This window comes from Exiguobacterium sp. s132, assembly GCF_018617235.1.
Taxonomy (GTDB): domain Bacteria; phylum Bacillota; class Bacilli; order Exiguobacteriales; family Exiguobacteriaceae; genus Exiguobacterium; species Exiguobacterium profundum.
Genome location: NZ_JACSJU010000003.1, coordinates 123,774 through 140,447, shown reverse-complemented (window position 1 = coordinate 140,447; position 16,674 = coordinate 123,774). Strand labels below are relative to the sequence as shown.

Annotated in this window: 17 protein-coding genes; 3 read left to right on the top strand and 14 right to left on the bottom strand. The window is 46.7% G+C overall.

Annotation, left to right across the window (positions count from 1 at the left end):
- Nucleotides 1-5 precede the first annotated feature (5 nt).
- Nucleotides 6-722: a pyruvate formate-lyase-activating protein gene (gene pflA / locus KNO78_RS13085; RefSeq protein WP_074037738.1), complete on the bottom strand. Its 717-nt coding sequence runs from the start codon at nucleotides 720-722 to the stop codon at nucleotides 6-8.
- A 56-nt stretch (nucleotides 723-778) separates the two neighbouring features.
- On the bottom strand, nucleotides 779-3,025 hold the full coding sequence (gene pflB / locus KNO78_RS13080; protein ID WP_214691484.1) for a formate C-acetyltransferase: 2,247 nt from the start codon (nucleotides 3,023-3,025) through the stop codon (nucleotides 779-781).
- 361 nt (nucleotides 3,026-3,386) lie between these two features.
- Between pflB and KNO78_RS13075 the strand changes: the two genes are divergently transcribed.
- Genes KNO78_RS13075 through KNO78_RS13065 form a run of 3 tightly spaced genes read left to right on the top strand, consistent with a single transcriptional unit; the run spans nucleotide 3,387 to nucleotide 5,670 of the window.
- Nucleotides 3,387-3,809: a hypothetical protein gene (locus tag KNO78_RS13075; protein ID WP_015880830.1), complete on the top strand. Its 423-nt coding sequence runs from the start codon at nucleotides 3,387-3,389 to the stop codon at nucleotides 3,807-3,809.
- Between the two features lie 53 nt (nucleotides 3,810-3,862).
- The gene (locus KNO78_RS13070; RefSeq protein ID WP_214691483.1) at nucleotides 3,863-5,029 is read left to right on the top strand and encodes a DEAD/DEAH box helicase; all 1,167 of its coding nucleotides are present in this window, start codon (nucleotides 3,863-3,865) and stop codon (nucleotides 5,027-5,029) included.
- Nucleotides 5,026-5,670, top strand: coding sequence for a hypothetical protein (locus KNO78_RS13065; protein ID WP_196431564.1), 645 nt, complete (start codon nucleotides 5,026-5,028; stop codon nucleotides 5,668-5,670). The genes KNO78_RS13070 and KNO78_RS13065 overlap by 4 nt, the downstream gene beginning before the upstream one ends.
- Before the next feature lie 137 nt (nucleotides 5,671-5,807).
- Here the strand turns inward: KNO78_RS13065 and KNO78_RS13060 are convergent, their stop codons facing one another.
- From KNO78_RS13060 to KNO78_RS13005, 12 genes are all read right to left on the bottom strand, one after another.
- Entirely contained in the window at nucleotides 5,808-6,380 is a 573-nt protein-coding gene (locus tag KNO78_RS13060; RefSeq protein WP_084543114.1) for a hypothetical protein, read from the bottom strand.
- A gap of 408 nt (nucleotides 6,381-6,788) precedes the next feature.
- The gene (locus KNO78_RS13055) at nucleotides 6,789-7,889 is read right to left on the bottom strand and encodes a hypothetical protein (protein ID WP_214691482.1); all 1,101 of its coding nucleotides are present in this window, start codon (nucleotides 7,887-7,889) and stop codon (nucleotides 6,789-6,791) included.
- A gap of 9 nt (nucleotides 7,890-7,898) precedes the next feature.
- Nucleotides 7,899-8,705: a hypothetical protein gene (locus KNO78_RS13050; RefSeq protein WP_159563558.1), complete on the bottom strand. Its 807-nt coding sequence runs from the start codon at nucleotides 8,703-8,705 to the stop codon at nucleotides 7,899-7,901.
- A complete protein-coding gene (locus KNO78_RS13045; protein ID WP_074037744.1) occupies nucleotides 8,702-9,382 on the bottom strand; it encodes an ATP-binding cassette domain-containing protein in 681 nt (226 codons plus the stop codon). The genes KNO78_RS13050 and KNO78_RS13045 overlap by 4 nt, the downstream gene beginning before the upstream one ends.
- Nucleotides 9,360-9,752 (bottom strand): GntR family transcriptional regulator, encoded by a 393-nt coding sequence (locus KNO78_RS13040; protein WP_074037745.1) that lies wholly within the window; start codon nucleotides 9,750-9,752, stop codon nucleotides 9,360-9,362. The genes KNO78_RS13045 and KNO78_RS13040 overlap by 23 nt, the downstream gene beginning before the upstream one ends.
- Before the next feature lie 139 nt (nucleotides 9,753-9,891).
- Entirely contained in the window at nucleotides 9,892-10,482 is a 591-nt protein-coding gene (locus KNO78_RS13035; protein WP_214691481.1) for a kinase, read from the bottom strand.
- Between the two features lie 52 nt (nucleotides 10,483-10,534).
- Complete coding sequence (locus tag KNO78_RS13030; RefSeq protein ID WP_074037747.1) at nucleotides 10,535-12,220, bottom strand: b(o/a)3-type cytochrome-c oxidase subunit 1; 1,686 nt, start codon at nucleotides 12,218-12,220, stop codon at nucleotides 10,535-10,537.
- Nucleotides 12,221-12,691: a cytochrome c oxidase subunit II gene (locus KNO78_RS13025; RefSeq protein ID WP_015880821.1), complete on the bottom strand. Its 471-nt coding sequence runs from the start codon at nucleotides 12,689-12,691 to the stop codon at nucleotides 12,221-12,223.
- 24 nt (nucleotides 12,692-12,715) lie between these two features.
- Nucleotides 12,716-12,835, bottom strand: a complete 120-nt coding sequence (locus tag KNO78_RS13020) for a cytochrome c oxidase subunit 2A (protein WP_224863290.1) — start codon at nucleotides 12,833-12,835, stop codon at nucleotides 12,716-12,718.
- Nucleotides 12,836-13,012: 177 nt separating this feature from the next.
- Nucleotides 13,013-13,723: a Crp/Fnr family transcriptional regulator gene (locus tag KNO78_RS13015; protein WP_015880820.1), complete on the bottom strand. Its 711-nt coding sequence runs from the start codon at nucleotides 13,721-13,723 to the stop codon at nucleotides 13,013-13,015.
- Between the two features lie 153 nt (nucleotides 13,724-13,876).
- Nucleotides 13,877-15,262, bottom strand: a complete 1,386-nt coding sequence (locus tag KNO78_RS13010) for an aldehyde dehydrogenase (RefSeq protein ID WP_074037749.1) — start codon at nucleotides 15,260-15,262, stop codon at nucleotides 13,877-13,879.
- Nucleotides 15,263-15,413: 151 nt separating this feature from the next.
- Nucleotides 15,414-16,559, bottom strand: coding sequence for an MFS transporter (locus KNO78_RS13005; RefSeq protein ID WP_159563554.1), 1,146 nt, complete (start codon nucleotides 16,557-16,559; stop codon nucleotides 15,414-15,416).
- Nucleotides 16,560-16,674: the final 115 nt, after the last annotated feature.

Sequence of the window (16,674 nt, the reverse complement as noted above, 5' to 3'; positions counted from 1 at the left end):
CTTTTTTATACGGTTCCCTGCAAAATCCCTTCTGCCCATTCGACTTCATCGGATGTCGGGGGCTTCGTGCCTTTAAGCGGATAATCGAGTCCGAGCGCCTCCCATTTGTAGACGCCCATCTCATGATAAGGCAAAATCTCGACTTTCTCGACATGGTCTAGCTTTTGAATGAACGCGGCCGTGCGACGAAGCGCACCTTCTTCGAGCGTCCATCCAGGTACAAGGACGTGGCGAATCCACATTTTCGTTCCGCGCTCGGAAAGGTGTTCGGCAAGCGCGAGCGTGTTGGCATTGCTACGTCCCGTTAGCTTTTTACACATGTCGTCGTCGATATGCTTGATATCGAGCAAGACAAGATCGGTGTGATCTAAAATCGCATCCAAATTAGGAGGTCGGAGCGCACCAGACGTATCAAGTGTCGTATGAAGCCCATGCTTTTTCGCTTCACGCAGCAGCGCCTCTAAAAATTCAGGTTGCGCGAGTGGGTCGCCACCAGAAATCGTGATGCCGCCTTTCGATGCGTCCATGAACGGACGGTAGCTGAGCGCCTCTTGAATGACGTCTTCAGCCGAGCGGTGATTATTCTTTTTGAAATCCCACGTATCTGCATTATGGCAATAGAGGCAACGTAACGCACAACCTTGTAAAAAGACGATAAAGCGAATACCAGGGCCGTCAACTGTTCCAAATGATTCGACCGAATGTACATATCCCATTGTCATCGAAATGACCTCCTAACGAATGAGCGGCCCTCCGTAGAAGGCCGCTAAGCCTTTATTTACAACGAACCGTGGAACGTACGGTTGATGACGTCGATCTGTTGCTCACGTGTCAACTTGATGAAGTTGACCGCATATCCTGATACACGGATTGTGAGTTGTGGATATTCTTCTGGATGTTCCATTGCGTCGAGAAGCGTCTCGCGGTTGAAGACGTTAACGTTCAAGTGATGTCCTTTGTGCTCTCCGCTCATGTACCCATCGAGAAGCGCCGCCAAGTTGAGTTCGCGTGCGATTTCTTCTTTTCCGAGTGCTTTCGGTACGATTGAGAACGTGTAAGAGATTCCGTCTTGTGCGTGTTCAAATGGAAGTTTCGCAACAGATGAGAGCGATGCAGCCGCACCTTTTGTATCCCGTCCATGCATTGGGTTGGCACCTGGAGCGAATGGTTCACCCGCACGACGACCGTCTGGCGTATTTCCTGTTTTCTTACCGTAGACGACGTTCGATGTGATCGTGAGGACCGATTGCGTATGAAGTGCGTCACGATATGTTTTATGTTTCCGTACTTTCTCCATGAATGATTCGACGAGTTCGACGGCGATTGCATCGACACGGTCATCATTGTTTCCGAATTTCGGGAAGTCCCCTTCTGTTTCGAAGTCGACGATGATTCCTTCTTCATTACGGATCGGTTTGACGTTTGCGTATTTGATTGCTGAAAGACTATCCGCCGTTACCGAGAGACCCGCGATCCCACAAGCCATCGTCCGTAAGATTTCAGGATCGTGAAGCGCCATTTCGATTCGTTCATACGCATATTTATCGTGCATGAAGTGAATGACGTTGAGCGTATTCACGTATAGCTCTGCCAACCAGTCGAGCGTCCGGTCAAAGTCGGCATATACTTTTTCGTACGTAAGCACGTCTTCTGTGTTCATTTCCCAAACTGGAGCGATTTGAGCACCGCTCTTCTCGTCACGACCGCCGTTCATGCTATAAAGGAGAGCCTTCGCCATGTTGGCACGCGCACCGAAGAACTGCATTTGTTTCCCGATCTTCATCGGTGACACACAACATGCGATGCCGTAGTCATCACCGAATTGTGGCATCATCAAGTCATCGTTCTCATATTGAATAGCCGAAGTTTCAATCGACATTTTCGCACAGTATTGTTTGAATCCTTCTGGAAGTTTCGTCGACCAAAGGACCGTCAAGTTTGGTTCTGGAGCTGGTCCGAGGTTCGTGAGTGAATGCAAGAACCGGAATGAACTCTTCGTGACGTTCGAGCGACCGTCTTGACTCATCCCACCGATTGATTCTGTCACCCAAGTCGGGTCACCTGAGAATAATTCATTGTAGTCCGGTGTCCGTAAGAATTTGACGATTCGAAGTTTCATGATGAAGTGGTCAACGATTTCTTGGACGTCTGATTCTGTTAAGCGACCCGTTTCAAGGTCACGTTCAGCGTACACGTCAAGGAAGGTCGAGACGCGACCGAGTGACATCGCGGCACCGTTTTGTTCTTTGATGGCAGCAAGATACGCCAAGTATACCCATTGATATGCTTCTTGCGTATTTTCCGCAGGACGACCGAGGTCAAATCCATATGCAGCTCCGAGTTGTTTAAGTTCTTGGAGGGCACGAAGTTGTTCATTCAGTTCTTCCCGATCGCGGATGTCAGACTCAGATAAGAACCCGCCGCGTTTCGCTAAATCCTTTTTACGTTCTGCCATCAAGAAGTCAATTCCATAGAGAGCGACGCGACGATAGTCACCGATGATGCGTCCACGACCGTAAGCATCTGGAAGCCCCGTGATGATCCCTGATTTACGAGCGGCCCGCATTTCAGGCGTATAGGCATCGAAGACACCTTGGTTATGTGTTTTACGAATCTCTGAGTAAATTTTTGTGATTTCTTCGTCTGGCTCGAAACCATATGATTCGAGTGCCGCATCGACCATACGAATGCCGCCATTCGGGTGAATCGAACGTTTGAACGGTTCATCCGTCTGAACGCCAACGACTTTCTCTAACTCTTTGTTTAAGTAACCTGGTCCATGCGATACGATGGTCGATGGTGTGTGTTGATCGACGTCCCAGACGCCTCCACGTTCACGCTCTTCTTTTGTTAGTTCCATCACACGATTCCAAAGAACGTTTGTCGCTTCGGTCGGACCTGCTAAAAACGCATCGTCTCCTGTGTACTCATGACGGTTCAAACGGATAAACTCACTGACATTTACTTCATTCGTCCACTGACCAGGGACAAAACCTGACCATGCGGATTTGATTTCGGTTGCCATGTTGATTCACTCCTCATTCTCGAAAGTAACTGCGTGTTATCTATACTGTGAGTGTACGTGAAAACGTGAACAATATGTTTTACATTCTTGTGAAACTTGTAACAATCTTATGAACGTGATGAAATAGCCGTTTTTGAAAGCGTTTTACAAACTGTTATATCTGCTAGTTTATATAGTTTGAAACAGATGATCCCTAATTAGATAAGGTTTACCTATCATCTGTACTAATTTGATTGTTCTGTGACGAACTATACAGTTATTAAGGTGATTAATCTCACATCACTCGGTTAGAACTTGAATTTTTGTGTCGTATCAGACACAATGAAGGCAGAACATTGTATAAGAGGAAGGGGTTCTACTCATGACGTATGAACCATTAACAGCAAATCACGCCTTTCAGGTTGGCGATCGCATCTCATTAAAGGTCGATGAGGCCGGCGAAAAGCGTGACGGATTTATCACAGAATTTGAAGACGGAGGGTTTTGGATCCGCTTCGACGATGACATCGAGAACGAAGATTTTATTGATTATCGCGACCAGCTACTCGCCGCACTTTTGTCGCGTCCAATCCATGTCATTACGACACATCCGGAACTGAAACCGTTCGAGAACATGACGGCCGAGTTACAGTATCGCGTTTATCAAGGATTCACGATTGAGAAAGTTGAATTGACAGCAGAAGGTGCAGACGCCCACATCCAACTCATCGAAGACGGTCAGACGTATACACAGACGTTACGTTCTTCCATGGAAGATGGTCAGGAGCATGTTCGCTATATTTGACGAGGGAGCGCTGTCGCTTCCTTTGTTTTTGCCTAAAGATAAGGAGACCGAATATGAATTTTACAAAACCTTTTATTAACGAAACGTGGGAACGGATGGGCTTCAATGAGCCGATGCCGGTCCAAAAAGAAGCGTTTCCCCTACTATTAGATGGAAAAGACGTGACAATCGAGGCACCAACCGGAACGGGTAAGACACTCGCCTACCTCCTTCCAGCCATTGAAAAGATTGATCCGTCGAATGACCGCATCCAAGTCGTTGTCGTCGCCCCGACCCGTGAACTTGTCATGCAGATTCAACAAGTCGCACAACGTTTCACCGAAAAAGCCGACGTCCGCATCGGTTCGTTCATCGGCGGTGTCGAATTGAAACGTCAAATCGACCGAATCAAGAAAAAACCTCACTTGATCGTTGGGACGCCGGGTCGTCTCGTCGAGTTGATCGACAAGAAAAAACTGAAGCTCCACGAAACACATACCGTCATTTTAGATGAGGCCGACCAAATCATCGACAGCGGTTTGACAGAGGCCGCAGAACGAATCATCAAGCATACCGCGCACGAGCGTCAGCTTGCACTCGTCTCGGCAACACTCACCGACTCACTCCAAGAGTGGGCGTCACCATTCATGAACGAACCGGCTCATATCAAAATCGAACGTGCCGTAAGCGATCAAGTGACGTACGGCTATCTGTTGACGACGCGCCGGTATAAACCGGAACTTCTTCGTCGTCTTTCACACGTCGACGGTGTGAAGGCACTCGCCTTCATCAACAACCGCTCGTTCTTGCCACCGCTTCGCGGAGAACTTGAAAAGTTGAAAGTGAACTACCGGATGCTCGACAGCTTGAAAGGGAAGCGCGAACGCGTCGAGACGCTACGCGAATTCCGCAAAGGCGAATACCCGCTCCTCATCACGACCGGTCTCGCTGCACGCGGTCTCGATATTGAAGACGTGACACACGTCGTCCATTTCGACTTACCGGAATCAATCGATGACTTCATTCACCGTTCCGGCCGTACCGCTCGCGGTAACGCGGGAGGCACTGTCCTTTCCCTCGTGACGACGGATGACCTGCCGCACTTGAAATCGTTCGCGCGTCAACTCGGTGTCGAGTTGAAAGAGCTCGAAATCTATCGCGGTGACGTGATTGAGAAACGGATTGAGGAGAAGCCTCCTGTCGTCAAACGTCCTGCGAACAAGCGAGGACCGCGCCGATGAAAAAAGACCGGAAAGTAATTCCCTTCCCTTTGCTCGTCGAAGAGTCCGAATTGCTTGCCGAACTGAAAAAGTTGTATGAGCAAGCGGCTCTTGCGCGAAGCACACAGTGGACGAACTATATTCAAGAGATTGCATCGGAAGGGACATGGCACTTAAAAGATGCCGAACTCTTTCGTGACCTCTTCATCGATTGGGCCGTCTTCTTTGAGACGGATGAGGATGGGATGACACCCCATGGTCGCTACTTGGCCGACCATAAGAGCGACATGTCCCCTGCCCTCTATCACGCACTCCGTGGACTAGCTGTCCCGCGTTGTAGCATCTTTGAAGTCACAGAAGACGGTCAGTTGAAAGACTGGGAGTCAAAAGAGACATACGCTGTTCAGTTACCAGAAGAACGTGAGACCGGCGACCTCATTCTCGGGAAGCTACTCGATATCCGAGGCAGTTGGCGTTTCGGTTCGGCGTTTCTCGCCTTACCTGCGAAGATGTCTGGGAATGTCGCCGATCTGTATATCGACTTTACAGATGAAGTCGGTCCCGGTGCCTTTTTGGAGCAGTTCCCAGAGTTCTGCGCGGAACTGATTGACTTGTTGCTTGATTTAGAAGAAGGCGTCATCATACCGAAACCGACTAAGTAAAAAAAGCAGGATCAGCATGCAATCATCCCCTCACCATGTTGATCGGCACAAGTTCAGTATTCCAACGCTACTAAAAAGAGCGGGTATACCAAGACCCGCTCAAGTTTTATAAAACTCCGAAATCCATCGGAGTTTTTTTATTTTCCAAAGGCTGCTGAACATGATCCAATCACAGATGAAACACCGAAGAGGTCTAGCAAGGCTTCGCGCGCATCTGGTCCTGCATCTTTAGCGGCGAGTCGAACAGCTTGTTTGAGTGACGCTGTCTTACTTAATTTATCTTCTCGTGACATCTGATAGTATGGTTTGATTGCTTTAACAAACTTCGTAGCACCACCGACAGATTTCAAGGCAGATTTGATTTTCAGGATTTTCGCTGGAGTAAAATTGATGACGATTGCAGTTCCAACGGCTCCTACACAACCTGCAATTGAACCTATACTAGCCTTTCGAACACCCGCTAAATCTTGTCTTTCATCCAAATCAAGTGTGAAACTTACTTCATTCTCAAGGTATATTTTAATGGCTTCCTCGCCCTGCATAATCACTTCATCCGGCATATTCTCGATTGCAGTTAGGATCTCAATTAACTGTAAGTCCTGTTCATTCAAATCTTCAGCAGCGCTAGCTGAATCTCCTGGTATAAATGAGGTAGACAAAACGAGTATCATCACCATCATAACTGATATGACTTTCGATTTTATAGACAAGTTAGTCCTCCTTCGTTTTTACTACAAACTTAAGCACTACAGCGATTAGAAAAATTACAATGGTTATAACCGCTTTACTATTCTCAGACAAGCCATCCACAAAAAAGTGTATAACAGTAATGGCTGCGAGGAGCAGGATATAAATCCACTCTTTAGTCGAATTTTTCATTTATATAACCTCCCATTCACTCGCAAATTAACATACTGAAATTTGGAATGTAAGCCCGAAAAAGATGTTCTAAGGGGCAAGACATATGTCTATATTTAGAGTTGTACAAAACAAAAAAACGGACAACTATGTCCGCTTAGGCAGTAGATGAGTCATTTTCATCGTTATAACGTTATCGTAGCAATCATCATTCATAATAACTCTGACTTATATTTTGGATGGACCCATCTCTTATATTTTTATCTGACATATACGTCAATCTGTTTGAGCATATCACGCGCTTCTTCATTTTCAGGCGTGATTGCCGCACTCGAGATTTGTTTCCCATCCTCGTATACATCGATGACGACCCCGTCTTTCGCTTGGCGCGTTTGGTAAAGGCGACCATTTTCATAGAATGCGTGATCCACTGAATCAAGAACTTCCCGGGTCGTTTGTTTCCCGGTGTTCAAGTCGATGACAAGTTCCTCGCCGTCCTCATTTAAGGCGAACAGGTTGTGGCCCGACACTGTATAATCCCAAAAGCCTTGCCCTTCTGCCAGTTGAACAACTTTACCCGTTTTTGTATCGTAAGCGAAGAGTCCTGGATCCGGATCCTCAACATTGATTTCCTCTTCCCCTTCTCGGATCACTTCGTACGAGCTGACACCGACAGGGATGTACCGTGTTTCTGCCATCTGTGATAATAAATCAGTAACGTAAAATCGATTCGTATTGATGACATGGGTGATAAATCCTTTATCCATGCTCAATTCTTTGACGGTCACCTCATTCATCGCTTCATTAAACGTAGCGAGCATTGTTTTTTCTTCACCGTCATATCCATCTCGATAGACTAAGTTTAACTGGCCATCATTCAGAAATGCGCCTGCCCACACCCCGTTCACGATGTCGTATATTTTTGAATCACTGGCATCGAATGAAAATGTCGATAACTTTTCTCCATCTTCTTGTTTAAACACGATGAGCTCTTTCATCCCATCCTGACCGACCCCGATATATCCGTCTTCTGTTCGAATCGATTGGGCATACGTCCATCCATTCATGATTCTATGAATGGAACGCGCATCTCCATTCAAACGTTCCCGATATCGCAATCCCTCAGCTATATAGTTCAAATTTGACGTGATGTGACTCTCTTCAGTCGTCACTTCAAACCGCTGTTCAACATCATCCTCTGTGCTATAACTAATCTCTACCACTGCGTCTTCCCACACTGATGGATTCGAACTGATGTCTAACGCCCATTCTGCTTTCGGTTCCGTCGCATCAACGGCAAACGTCCCAAGCCCAATCACGATGACCGCACCGAGCGCGGCCACATTCCACATTCGTTTCATTTTCTCACCTCACACATTCAGTTTCGTCTGTAAAAATCTTCGACCTAGCCAAATCGTCACACTTGCCCATACGACCAATACCATACCGACGTACACGATCGTCTCATCATAAATTAGTCGATTCGACAGGAACGCGTATCCTAAAATTGGAATGGTCAAGATGACAACTAGAATCGACAAGCTAAGTACCGGTGACCACATCGTCCGTTGCCAGAAACTTCGTTCAATCAACACGAATGTGAAGATGAAGAGCACAGCAATCGTGATTATCAATTGATGAATGACAAAGTTGATGAGCGAAGAAGGATACATAACCATTAACATCCCATGGTAGGAAATAGCTTGCTCGAATGAGCCTCCCATCGGTATCATCTTTCCATCAAACCAACTCGTGAACGCTATGTACTGTAATTTGAGGGCAATCCATTCGATGGCAAATAACCCTAACGTCATCATTAAAATGGTAGCGAGTTTAGCGAAGAACAAGGTCATCCGCTTTTGTGGCATCGTGAGCAGTCGCATCATGAACGTCCCTCGTCCTTGAAAATCGCGATACCAGATCCATACGCTGTACAGCAACACGGCAGCAACGGCAATTCCGAGTGATAAAAGATACGGAGTGCCATTTAAGTAATTTAAAAATGATAGTTGATAGTCCGCATTTCCTTCACGTCGCAACTGTTCATAAAAGTTTGTTTCGTCCCATAAAAAGTAACCGAGATATCCAAACTGTATAACGATAAGACCTGCGACTAATGTCAAGAACGGTTTCGTGACACGTTCAACTTCCCAACTCAATAGTTTCAATAGATTCATGCCCCGTACTCCTCTCTCATCACATCGACGATTGACTTCCCGTGAATGAAACGGACATCCTCGACGTCAAACTCACGAACGATGCGTCCGTTATTCAACATGACTGCCTTGTCGATCAAGTACTCGATATCCTCTATTTCATGTGTCGTAATGAGGACGCCCCGGCTCTCCATGATTTCACTTGAGAACAGTTCAACAATCTGTTCTTTCGAAAAGACATCGATTCCTGAGAACGGCTCATCGAGCAATAGATAATCAGGGTCTTGGGCAATGCCGAGCGCAAGATTCGCTTTGGCGAGCGTCCCTTTCGATAACTCGCTCAACTTATCTTCCGGGAATAATTTAAAATCTTCGACGAGACGAGCAAATAATGCCGAATCAAATGTCGGATAAAAATCTTTCATAAACGCCTCACATTGTTCAATCGTGAAATGAATTGGGAACATCGCATGGTCGGCGACAAAGGCGACACGATTCAAATCAATTGGTTTTCCATCAATCAATACCGAACCTTTATCGAAAGGTGTCAATCCCATGATGCCTTTCAATAACGTCGATTTCCCCGTTCCGTTTAGTCCAATGAGGCACGTAATCTCCCCTTTATTCGCTGTGAACGAAACGTCTTCAATAACTTGTTTCCGGCGATAGCGCTTTTTAACTCCCAACACTTCGATCATCGTACGTCCCCTCCTTGTACTGACGTTTAATCTTATCGACCAGCTCGTCTACCGAGACGTCGAGTTCTTGAATCGCTTCCACAAATACCGCGACCGCGTCATCTACAATCTCAGAGCGGATTTGTGCCAATACCGTACCATCTGTCGTTACACGACTCGGTCGATTTCGTTCGGTCGTAATCAATTGTTGGTCCTCCATTTCTTTGAACGCTTTTTGAACGGTGTTCGGATTAATTTTTAAATCATTCGCTAGTTCTCGCCGGGATGGCATTTCATCCCCGGCTTTCAGTTTACCGAGTGCCATCTTCTTCTTGAAGTAGTCGACGACTTGTAGGTAAACTGGTGTCCTCGTATTGAATTGCATGTTCATCACCTTTCTAAGTGTATGACATGGTTAATACACTTCCTAACTGTATTATTAGCGTAATACACTAAGACGTCAATCATTTTTTCAAATTTTCTCCAAACAAAAAACATCTGACACGTGCGTCAGATGTTAAAACGTTCAGTCAGAGCACGCTATCTGCCCCTCTTTTCGGGTCGACGTCCCGAAGATACAAATTTTCTCCTGGCCAGTACCGGCGCTTGTATTTCTCAAGCCGTGTTGTCGGATCACCGAGGTATGTATCCCGGTTCAAAACTCGCTCGTACCGAACTTTTCGGGGACAGTCGAGATAAATCACATAGTCGAAATAAGAACGCCATTCAGGACGTTGTAGAAAAATCCCTTCTACGACAACCGTATGCGCGAATGATACGTCCACGATCTCTTCTGCGATGACATCTCGTTCATACACGTAACGAGGTAACGTCAATTCCGTCATCCCATTCCTCAATGGACGAAACAGTTCACGTTCTAAGCGCGAGACATCCCATTGAAGTGCGTAATACTCCACCGGTTCAGGCTGTCCGGTCTGATAGCGTCTGTCCCGTTCAACGATATAGTCATCGATGTGAAGAACGTAAACACTCGGCTCATTGCTCAAATGTGAGACGAGCGTTGTCTTGCCCGCTCCGCTCAGTCCATCAATCGCTACCAAAAACGGTCGATTCTCTGAGTGCATCGAACGAGCCGCACGGATGACGTCTAATATGTTCATATCGTTCCTCCTCACACAAAAGAAGTCAGCTCACGAATGAGCTGACTTCAGTTTACCAGAGTACCCAACCACGCGCTCCTGGAGGCGCACTCTCAATCAAGTGCCAGATTGGAACGGTGTATGCAAATGCGATCAAGACAAATGTCACGGTAATCCATAGCTTCCAATTCTCGAAGTAACGCGGTGTATCCATCGCCGCCTCTTCTGTCTCAGCGAGCGGGAATTCTTCTTCGCCTTTTGGAGCGAGGAATGACAAGTTGAACATCGAGTAGACGAAGATGAGAACAGAGATGAACAAAATTGTTCCCCCGATTGCCATCATGACATGATATGGGATCCATTCACGCGTCAATGCATCTGAGAAATAAGTTGCCGGACCCGTACGACGTGGGTTCCCGTTCAATCCTGAGATATGCATTGCATAGGACATGATCGCCATACCGAATGCCCATGTTCCTGCTTGAATCAATCCAAGCTTGTTCATCGCCTTCGTCAACGTGCGACCACGTAGGACTGGGACTAGCCAGTACGCTGTTCCGAAGAAGGTTAAGGCGACGGCAGTACCTACTGTGATGTGGAAGTGTCCTGTGACCCATAACGTATTGTGGACCATTGCATTCAATTGGTGCGAAGCGTTGATGATTCCACCTGCGCCAGCCGGGATGAAGAACAACATCCCAACGAAAGGAGCAAGGAAGCGAACATCGCCATATGGCATTTTCTTCACCCATCCGAACAGTCCTTTCGCGCCAAGGGCACGACCTCGAAGTTCAAACGTCGCAAAGAGCGAGAATGCTGTCATAAATGATGGGATGACGACTAAGAACGTCAAGATGACTTGAACGAATTTCCAGAACGGTTCAATCCCTGGCTCTGTCAACTGATGGTGGAAACCGACCGGGAATGAGAAGAGTAGGAACAGCAAGAACGCCATCCGCGCCAACGCATCCGAGAAGATCTTCCCACCAATCACTTTCGGTACGACCGTATACCACACGATGTATGCCGGCATGAGCCAGAAATAAACGAGCGGGTGACCGAAGTACCAGAACAATGTACGAGATAACTCGATTCCGACTGTATCCGTCCATCCTAACGAGAGCGGAAGGAGTTGGAATAAAATCGTTGCTGCAACACCAAGTGTCGCAATGTCCCAAAGAAGCATCGTCATGATACTCATATACGCCGGAAGTGGTGGATGGATACCAGGGTTGTCACGCTTGTAATCCGCATACATGCGGAACATCGCGAAAGACGACAACCATGTCCCGACTACGAATAACACGAGTCCGACATAGAAGAGCGGATCTGCCATGAGCGGCGCATAAAACGTATATAAGACCGTCCCTTTATTGGCCAAAATCATGACGGTTACCATGACAGCACCGATGATCATCGTCCAAAAACCGAGCCAAGCGACACGTGTCGGGAACGATTCAAAGCGACCGAACGACTTCGCCAATAAGGCATATAAAAGACCGATAATGAACATCGTCGTAAAGACGATTCCAAGCATGATCCCGTGCGCAGTCAGAAGTTGATAGTATCCAAAGATTTCAGGAATGACACCCGTCCGAATCAATGTCTGAGTCAATCCAGCTAGCGCCCCAATCAAGATGGCGAGAACGGATACGAGAACATGTCCATAGGCAAGACGTGCCTCTTTTGCTCCGATACTCGGAACCGGTACGCCGCGTTCCATCTCCCATTGCTTCAGTTTAGATGATACGTCATTCATTTATTCCACCACCTTGATTTTAGTCGACATCATGTGATGCCCTGTACCGCAATATTCGTTACACAAGATTAAAAATTCGCCAGCTTCCTCGAATGTGTACGTCAACGAGTTGATATGTCCCGGGACGATCATCATGTTGACCGGCGTACCCGTCAACTGAAATCCGTGGACGACGTCAGGTGATGTCACGAGGAACGTCACTTTTGCCCCTTTTGGAATTTCAACATTCCCTGGTGTGAACGTAAACGCTTGTGCGATCATGACGAGCTCATATTCATTTTCACCAATTTGATGAAGTCCTGGTTTGTCGAACGGAGCCGTCTGATTTACTTTTGCCGGGTCAATCAAGTCTGCATCCGATGCGGGTTGATTACCTGCCGCGAATGCGGATACCCCGAGAACAGTCAGGAAGACTGCGAGCAGAATGATGCCGAATGTAAGCCAATATTTTTCTAGTTTATGAATATGCATGATGAGACCCTCCTCCCTGAATTCTTACCGAGTGACGAATAAGTAAAAGACTGATGACCACATGGCGATGATGACACCCGCCACGATCATGACCGATGTGAACGTTCCTTTTAAATTCGGTTCTTGTCCATCTTTATGTTCCACGTGTAAGACCCCTTTCGCTTGTTTTTCCACCTTTATTGTATGCAATCGCTCTGGTGATAATATGTGATATTTATCACTCCAAAAGTGACAATCACATCAATTTTGCGTAGTTTCAACACATAAAGTTCACATTTGTACAAAACCAATCCACAAAAAACCGCCTCCACATGGGGCGGTTTACAAACGACATATTCCTGCCGGGCAGCCTTCGCAATGGCATAACTCTTTTAAAAAGTCGACATCGCGAATGATGATTGATTTCGTTGTTGTGCTGATGACACCTTCTTTTCGCCACTGACTGATCAATCGATTCACCGTCTCACGCGGTGCTCCAATCAGTTGTCCGAGTTCTCCGTCAGACGGATGACGAGGAATCACGATTGCATCTTCTTCCTCCACTCCATGCATCGCGGCCATTCGAAGTAACGTCGAAGCCAATGCACCAGGTTTTCCATACAACAATAAGTCGCGCACTTTCATTTCGGAATGCTTACGCATCATCGATGTCCAGCGCAAGATTTCTCCGGCAAAACGGATATCGCGCTGCATAAGCGATTCTAACTCTCGTTTTGAAATCGTCCCGATGGTACTCTCTTCAGTCGTTTCGATGCTATACGAACTAGGGAATGTCTCCACGATGTCAAACTCACCAAAGAAATCATCCGATCCATACATGAACATGACGAGTGGATTTCCCTTTTTCGTGATTTTCGTGAATTTGACAGATCCACTCTTCAAATAAAAGAACTTATCACACTTCTCACCTTCCCAACACACGATACTCGCTTTTGGATGATGCTGAAGCGTCATCATTTCGAGTAACAGCTGTTTCGTTTCATCTGAGAATACAAAACTGTTCGGTTGGGTCGTTCCACATTGCATTGACATAGGTCGGTGCTCCCTCCACGTTTCATTCGTCCGTTCCATTTATGACTTTATTATACAGGAGTGTGACAGGGAGTATCATAAAAGTATGTGACATTTCAAACAATCTTTTGAAAATAAAAAGATTCGGGTATGACCCCGAATCTTTACATCGATTCATCGTTGAATCAGTCGAATCAATTGTTCAGCCGGTTTGAAGTTCGGATACCGGACTGGTAAATCAAATTTTGTCGTATTTTTTAAAATAGACTTCGCGTGGCTGAATGTCTCAAAACTCGTTCGCCCATGATAGGCCCCCATTCCGCTCTCGCCCACTCCACCAAACGGTAGATTTGGGTTCGTCAAATGCATGATGACATCGTTCACACACCCGCCACCGAAGGAAAGGTGCTTCATGACGGTTCTTTCCACGTCCTTTGACTCTGTAAAGAGATAGAGCGCCAATGGGTGTGGTCGGTCTGAGATGAACTCGATCACTTCATCCAATTGACGATATGGAATGACTGGTAAAATCGGACCGAAAATCTCATCTTTCATCACATCAGCATCTTCATGAAGATTCGTCATGACGGTCGGCGCAATTTTAAGCTCATCCCGGTTCATCTCTCCACCGAACACAAGGTCACCTTCTGTCAAATAGTGAGCCAAACGGTCGAAGTGTGATTCATTGACGATGCGCGTGTATCGTTTCGTGCCGACACCATTCCCAAACATCGCAAACGCCTCTTGTTTAATCGCTTCTAAAAATGCTTCTTGTTGCGATTCGTGGACGAGCACATAGTCTGGTGCGACACATGTTTGACCGGCGTTCATCCATTTACCCCAGGCGACACGTTTTGCCGCAATGGAGACGTTCGCATCTCCGTGAACGATGACTGGTGATTTCCCACCTAGTTCGAGCGTGACTGGCGTCAGATGCTTCGCTGCCGCCTGATTGACGATTCGCCCGACTTGCGTCGATCCCGTGAAGAAGATGTAATCCCATTTTTGTGCCAACAGCTCTTGCGCTGTATCTTTATCCCCTTCGACACTTGCCACATATCGATCGGTGAAGGCACGCTCGAGCACCTGCGTCAGGACACGCGCAACATTCGGCGTCAATTCTGAAGGTTTGACAACGGCTGTATTCCCTGCGGCAATCGCACCAATGAGTGGAGCAACAGCCAATTGGAATGGATAATTCCATGGAGCGATGATCAACACCGTGCCGTACGGCTCATATTGAATCTCACTCTTCATCCCAAGATGAATCGCCGTCCCACGGACACGCTTCGGACGCATCCACCGCTTCAATTCACGCGTCGTTCGTGAAATCTCATCGTAAATAAATCCGATTTCCGTCGTATACGCATCCAATTCGGACTTGTTCAAATCTTCGCGAAGCGCCTCTAGCAAATCCGCTTCATAATGCTTAATGGACTCCTTTAAAAACGTCAGCATGCTCAAACGAAATGCCATCGATTTTGTCGCCTGTGTTTTAAAGAAGCGGCGCTGTTTCTGGACTAGCTCGTCAATCGTCAACTGTTCAATCGGTGCCAGCATAAACTTTCCTCCTTATGATTCATCACATTTATCTCATTTTATCATCGTGTGAAACGTGAATCTAAAAAAACGCTTTCATCAACCTACTATAATACAAAGCGTTTAAATGTTTAAACGCTTAATCATAGAGTAAGCGATTGCTTCCCTCGTGTCAAAACATCCGTACTCTTTTTCGCGCGCTGATCAGAAAGAGCAGGCTTGCGCTCCCTAAAATCAAGCCGGTCAGTGTGAACTGCTGGACGATCGAGAGTGGAAGAACACTTAAGAATGATGACCCCGCTACCGTTCCGAGAGAGAAAAAGGCATAGAACGCCCCGTATGCTTTCCCTCGATTTTGTGGAGAGGTCGATTGGATCAACAACGTATTAATGGCCGGGAATAAAATGGCAAACCCGACACCATATAAGGCAAGTACCCCATACAGGCTAGTTTGTACACCCGATTGTCCAATTAACACCTGGCTTATCCCGATGATAGCCACCCCAAGTGCGGTCAACTTTGTCGGAGAGAATCGATCAAACAATCGGTTCGTCGGCAATAAAAAGAACAGGACGGCTACCACGCCGAACATACTGAGCAATGTCCCGCTCAATCGTGAATCATATCCAAGTTCCTGCACATGGAGCGGCAGTAAAAAGGCGAGCGCCCCTTGAGAAAACATGAGGAAAAAAGCGCCCCAATAGGCACGAAGCACTTTCGGATCCGGTTTTTCCCGTGTCCTCTCTTTTTCTATTATTGTCTCGACCGTTTGACTTCCTCGCATTGTCACAATCGTCACGATGAGAATCACCCAACCGAATAAAGAGACGAATAAAAAGACAGTTGGTGGCGATGTGATGCTTGCGACGATACCGCTGAATGCTGGACCGATAATGGCAGCTAACCCGACGAAACTACCGGTAATGGCGACTTTCTTACCTTGACGGTTCATCGCGGTGACGTTCGCCGACAGCGTAAATGCAGCTGGGACGATGAGTCCGGCCATAAAGCCATGAATACACCGTACAAACAGCAACATAAATGCTGAGTCGACGAACTGATAAGCCAATAAACTGAAGCTCGTCAGAAACAAGCCGAGAACCAAAACCGGATATGGACCATTTCTGTCAGTCCATATACCAGATAACATATTTCCAAACGTGTTCGTCAACGAATAGATTGCAATGGAAAAGCCAGCGATAAACGAGGATGCCCCAACGGATACCGCAAATGTGCTCATGATCGGAAGTTGGGCGAATAAATCAAAAAAGGCAAAGAATACGATTGCATATAATATAAAACGTGATGGAGTTTTCATCGGACAATTCCTCTTTCCCGTGATCTTATTCTTAGTCTAGCTGGTGCTCCACCCGTTTCATAGGGATGAATAGGTTTAGACACAAAAAATCCCTACAGCCAAAGGCTATAGGGAA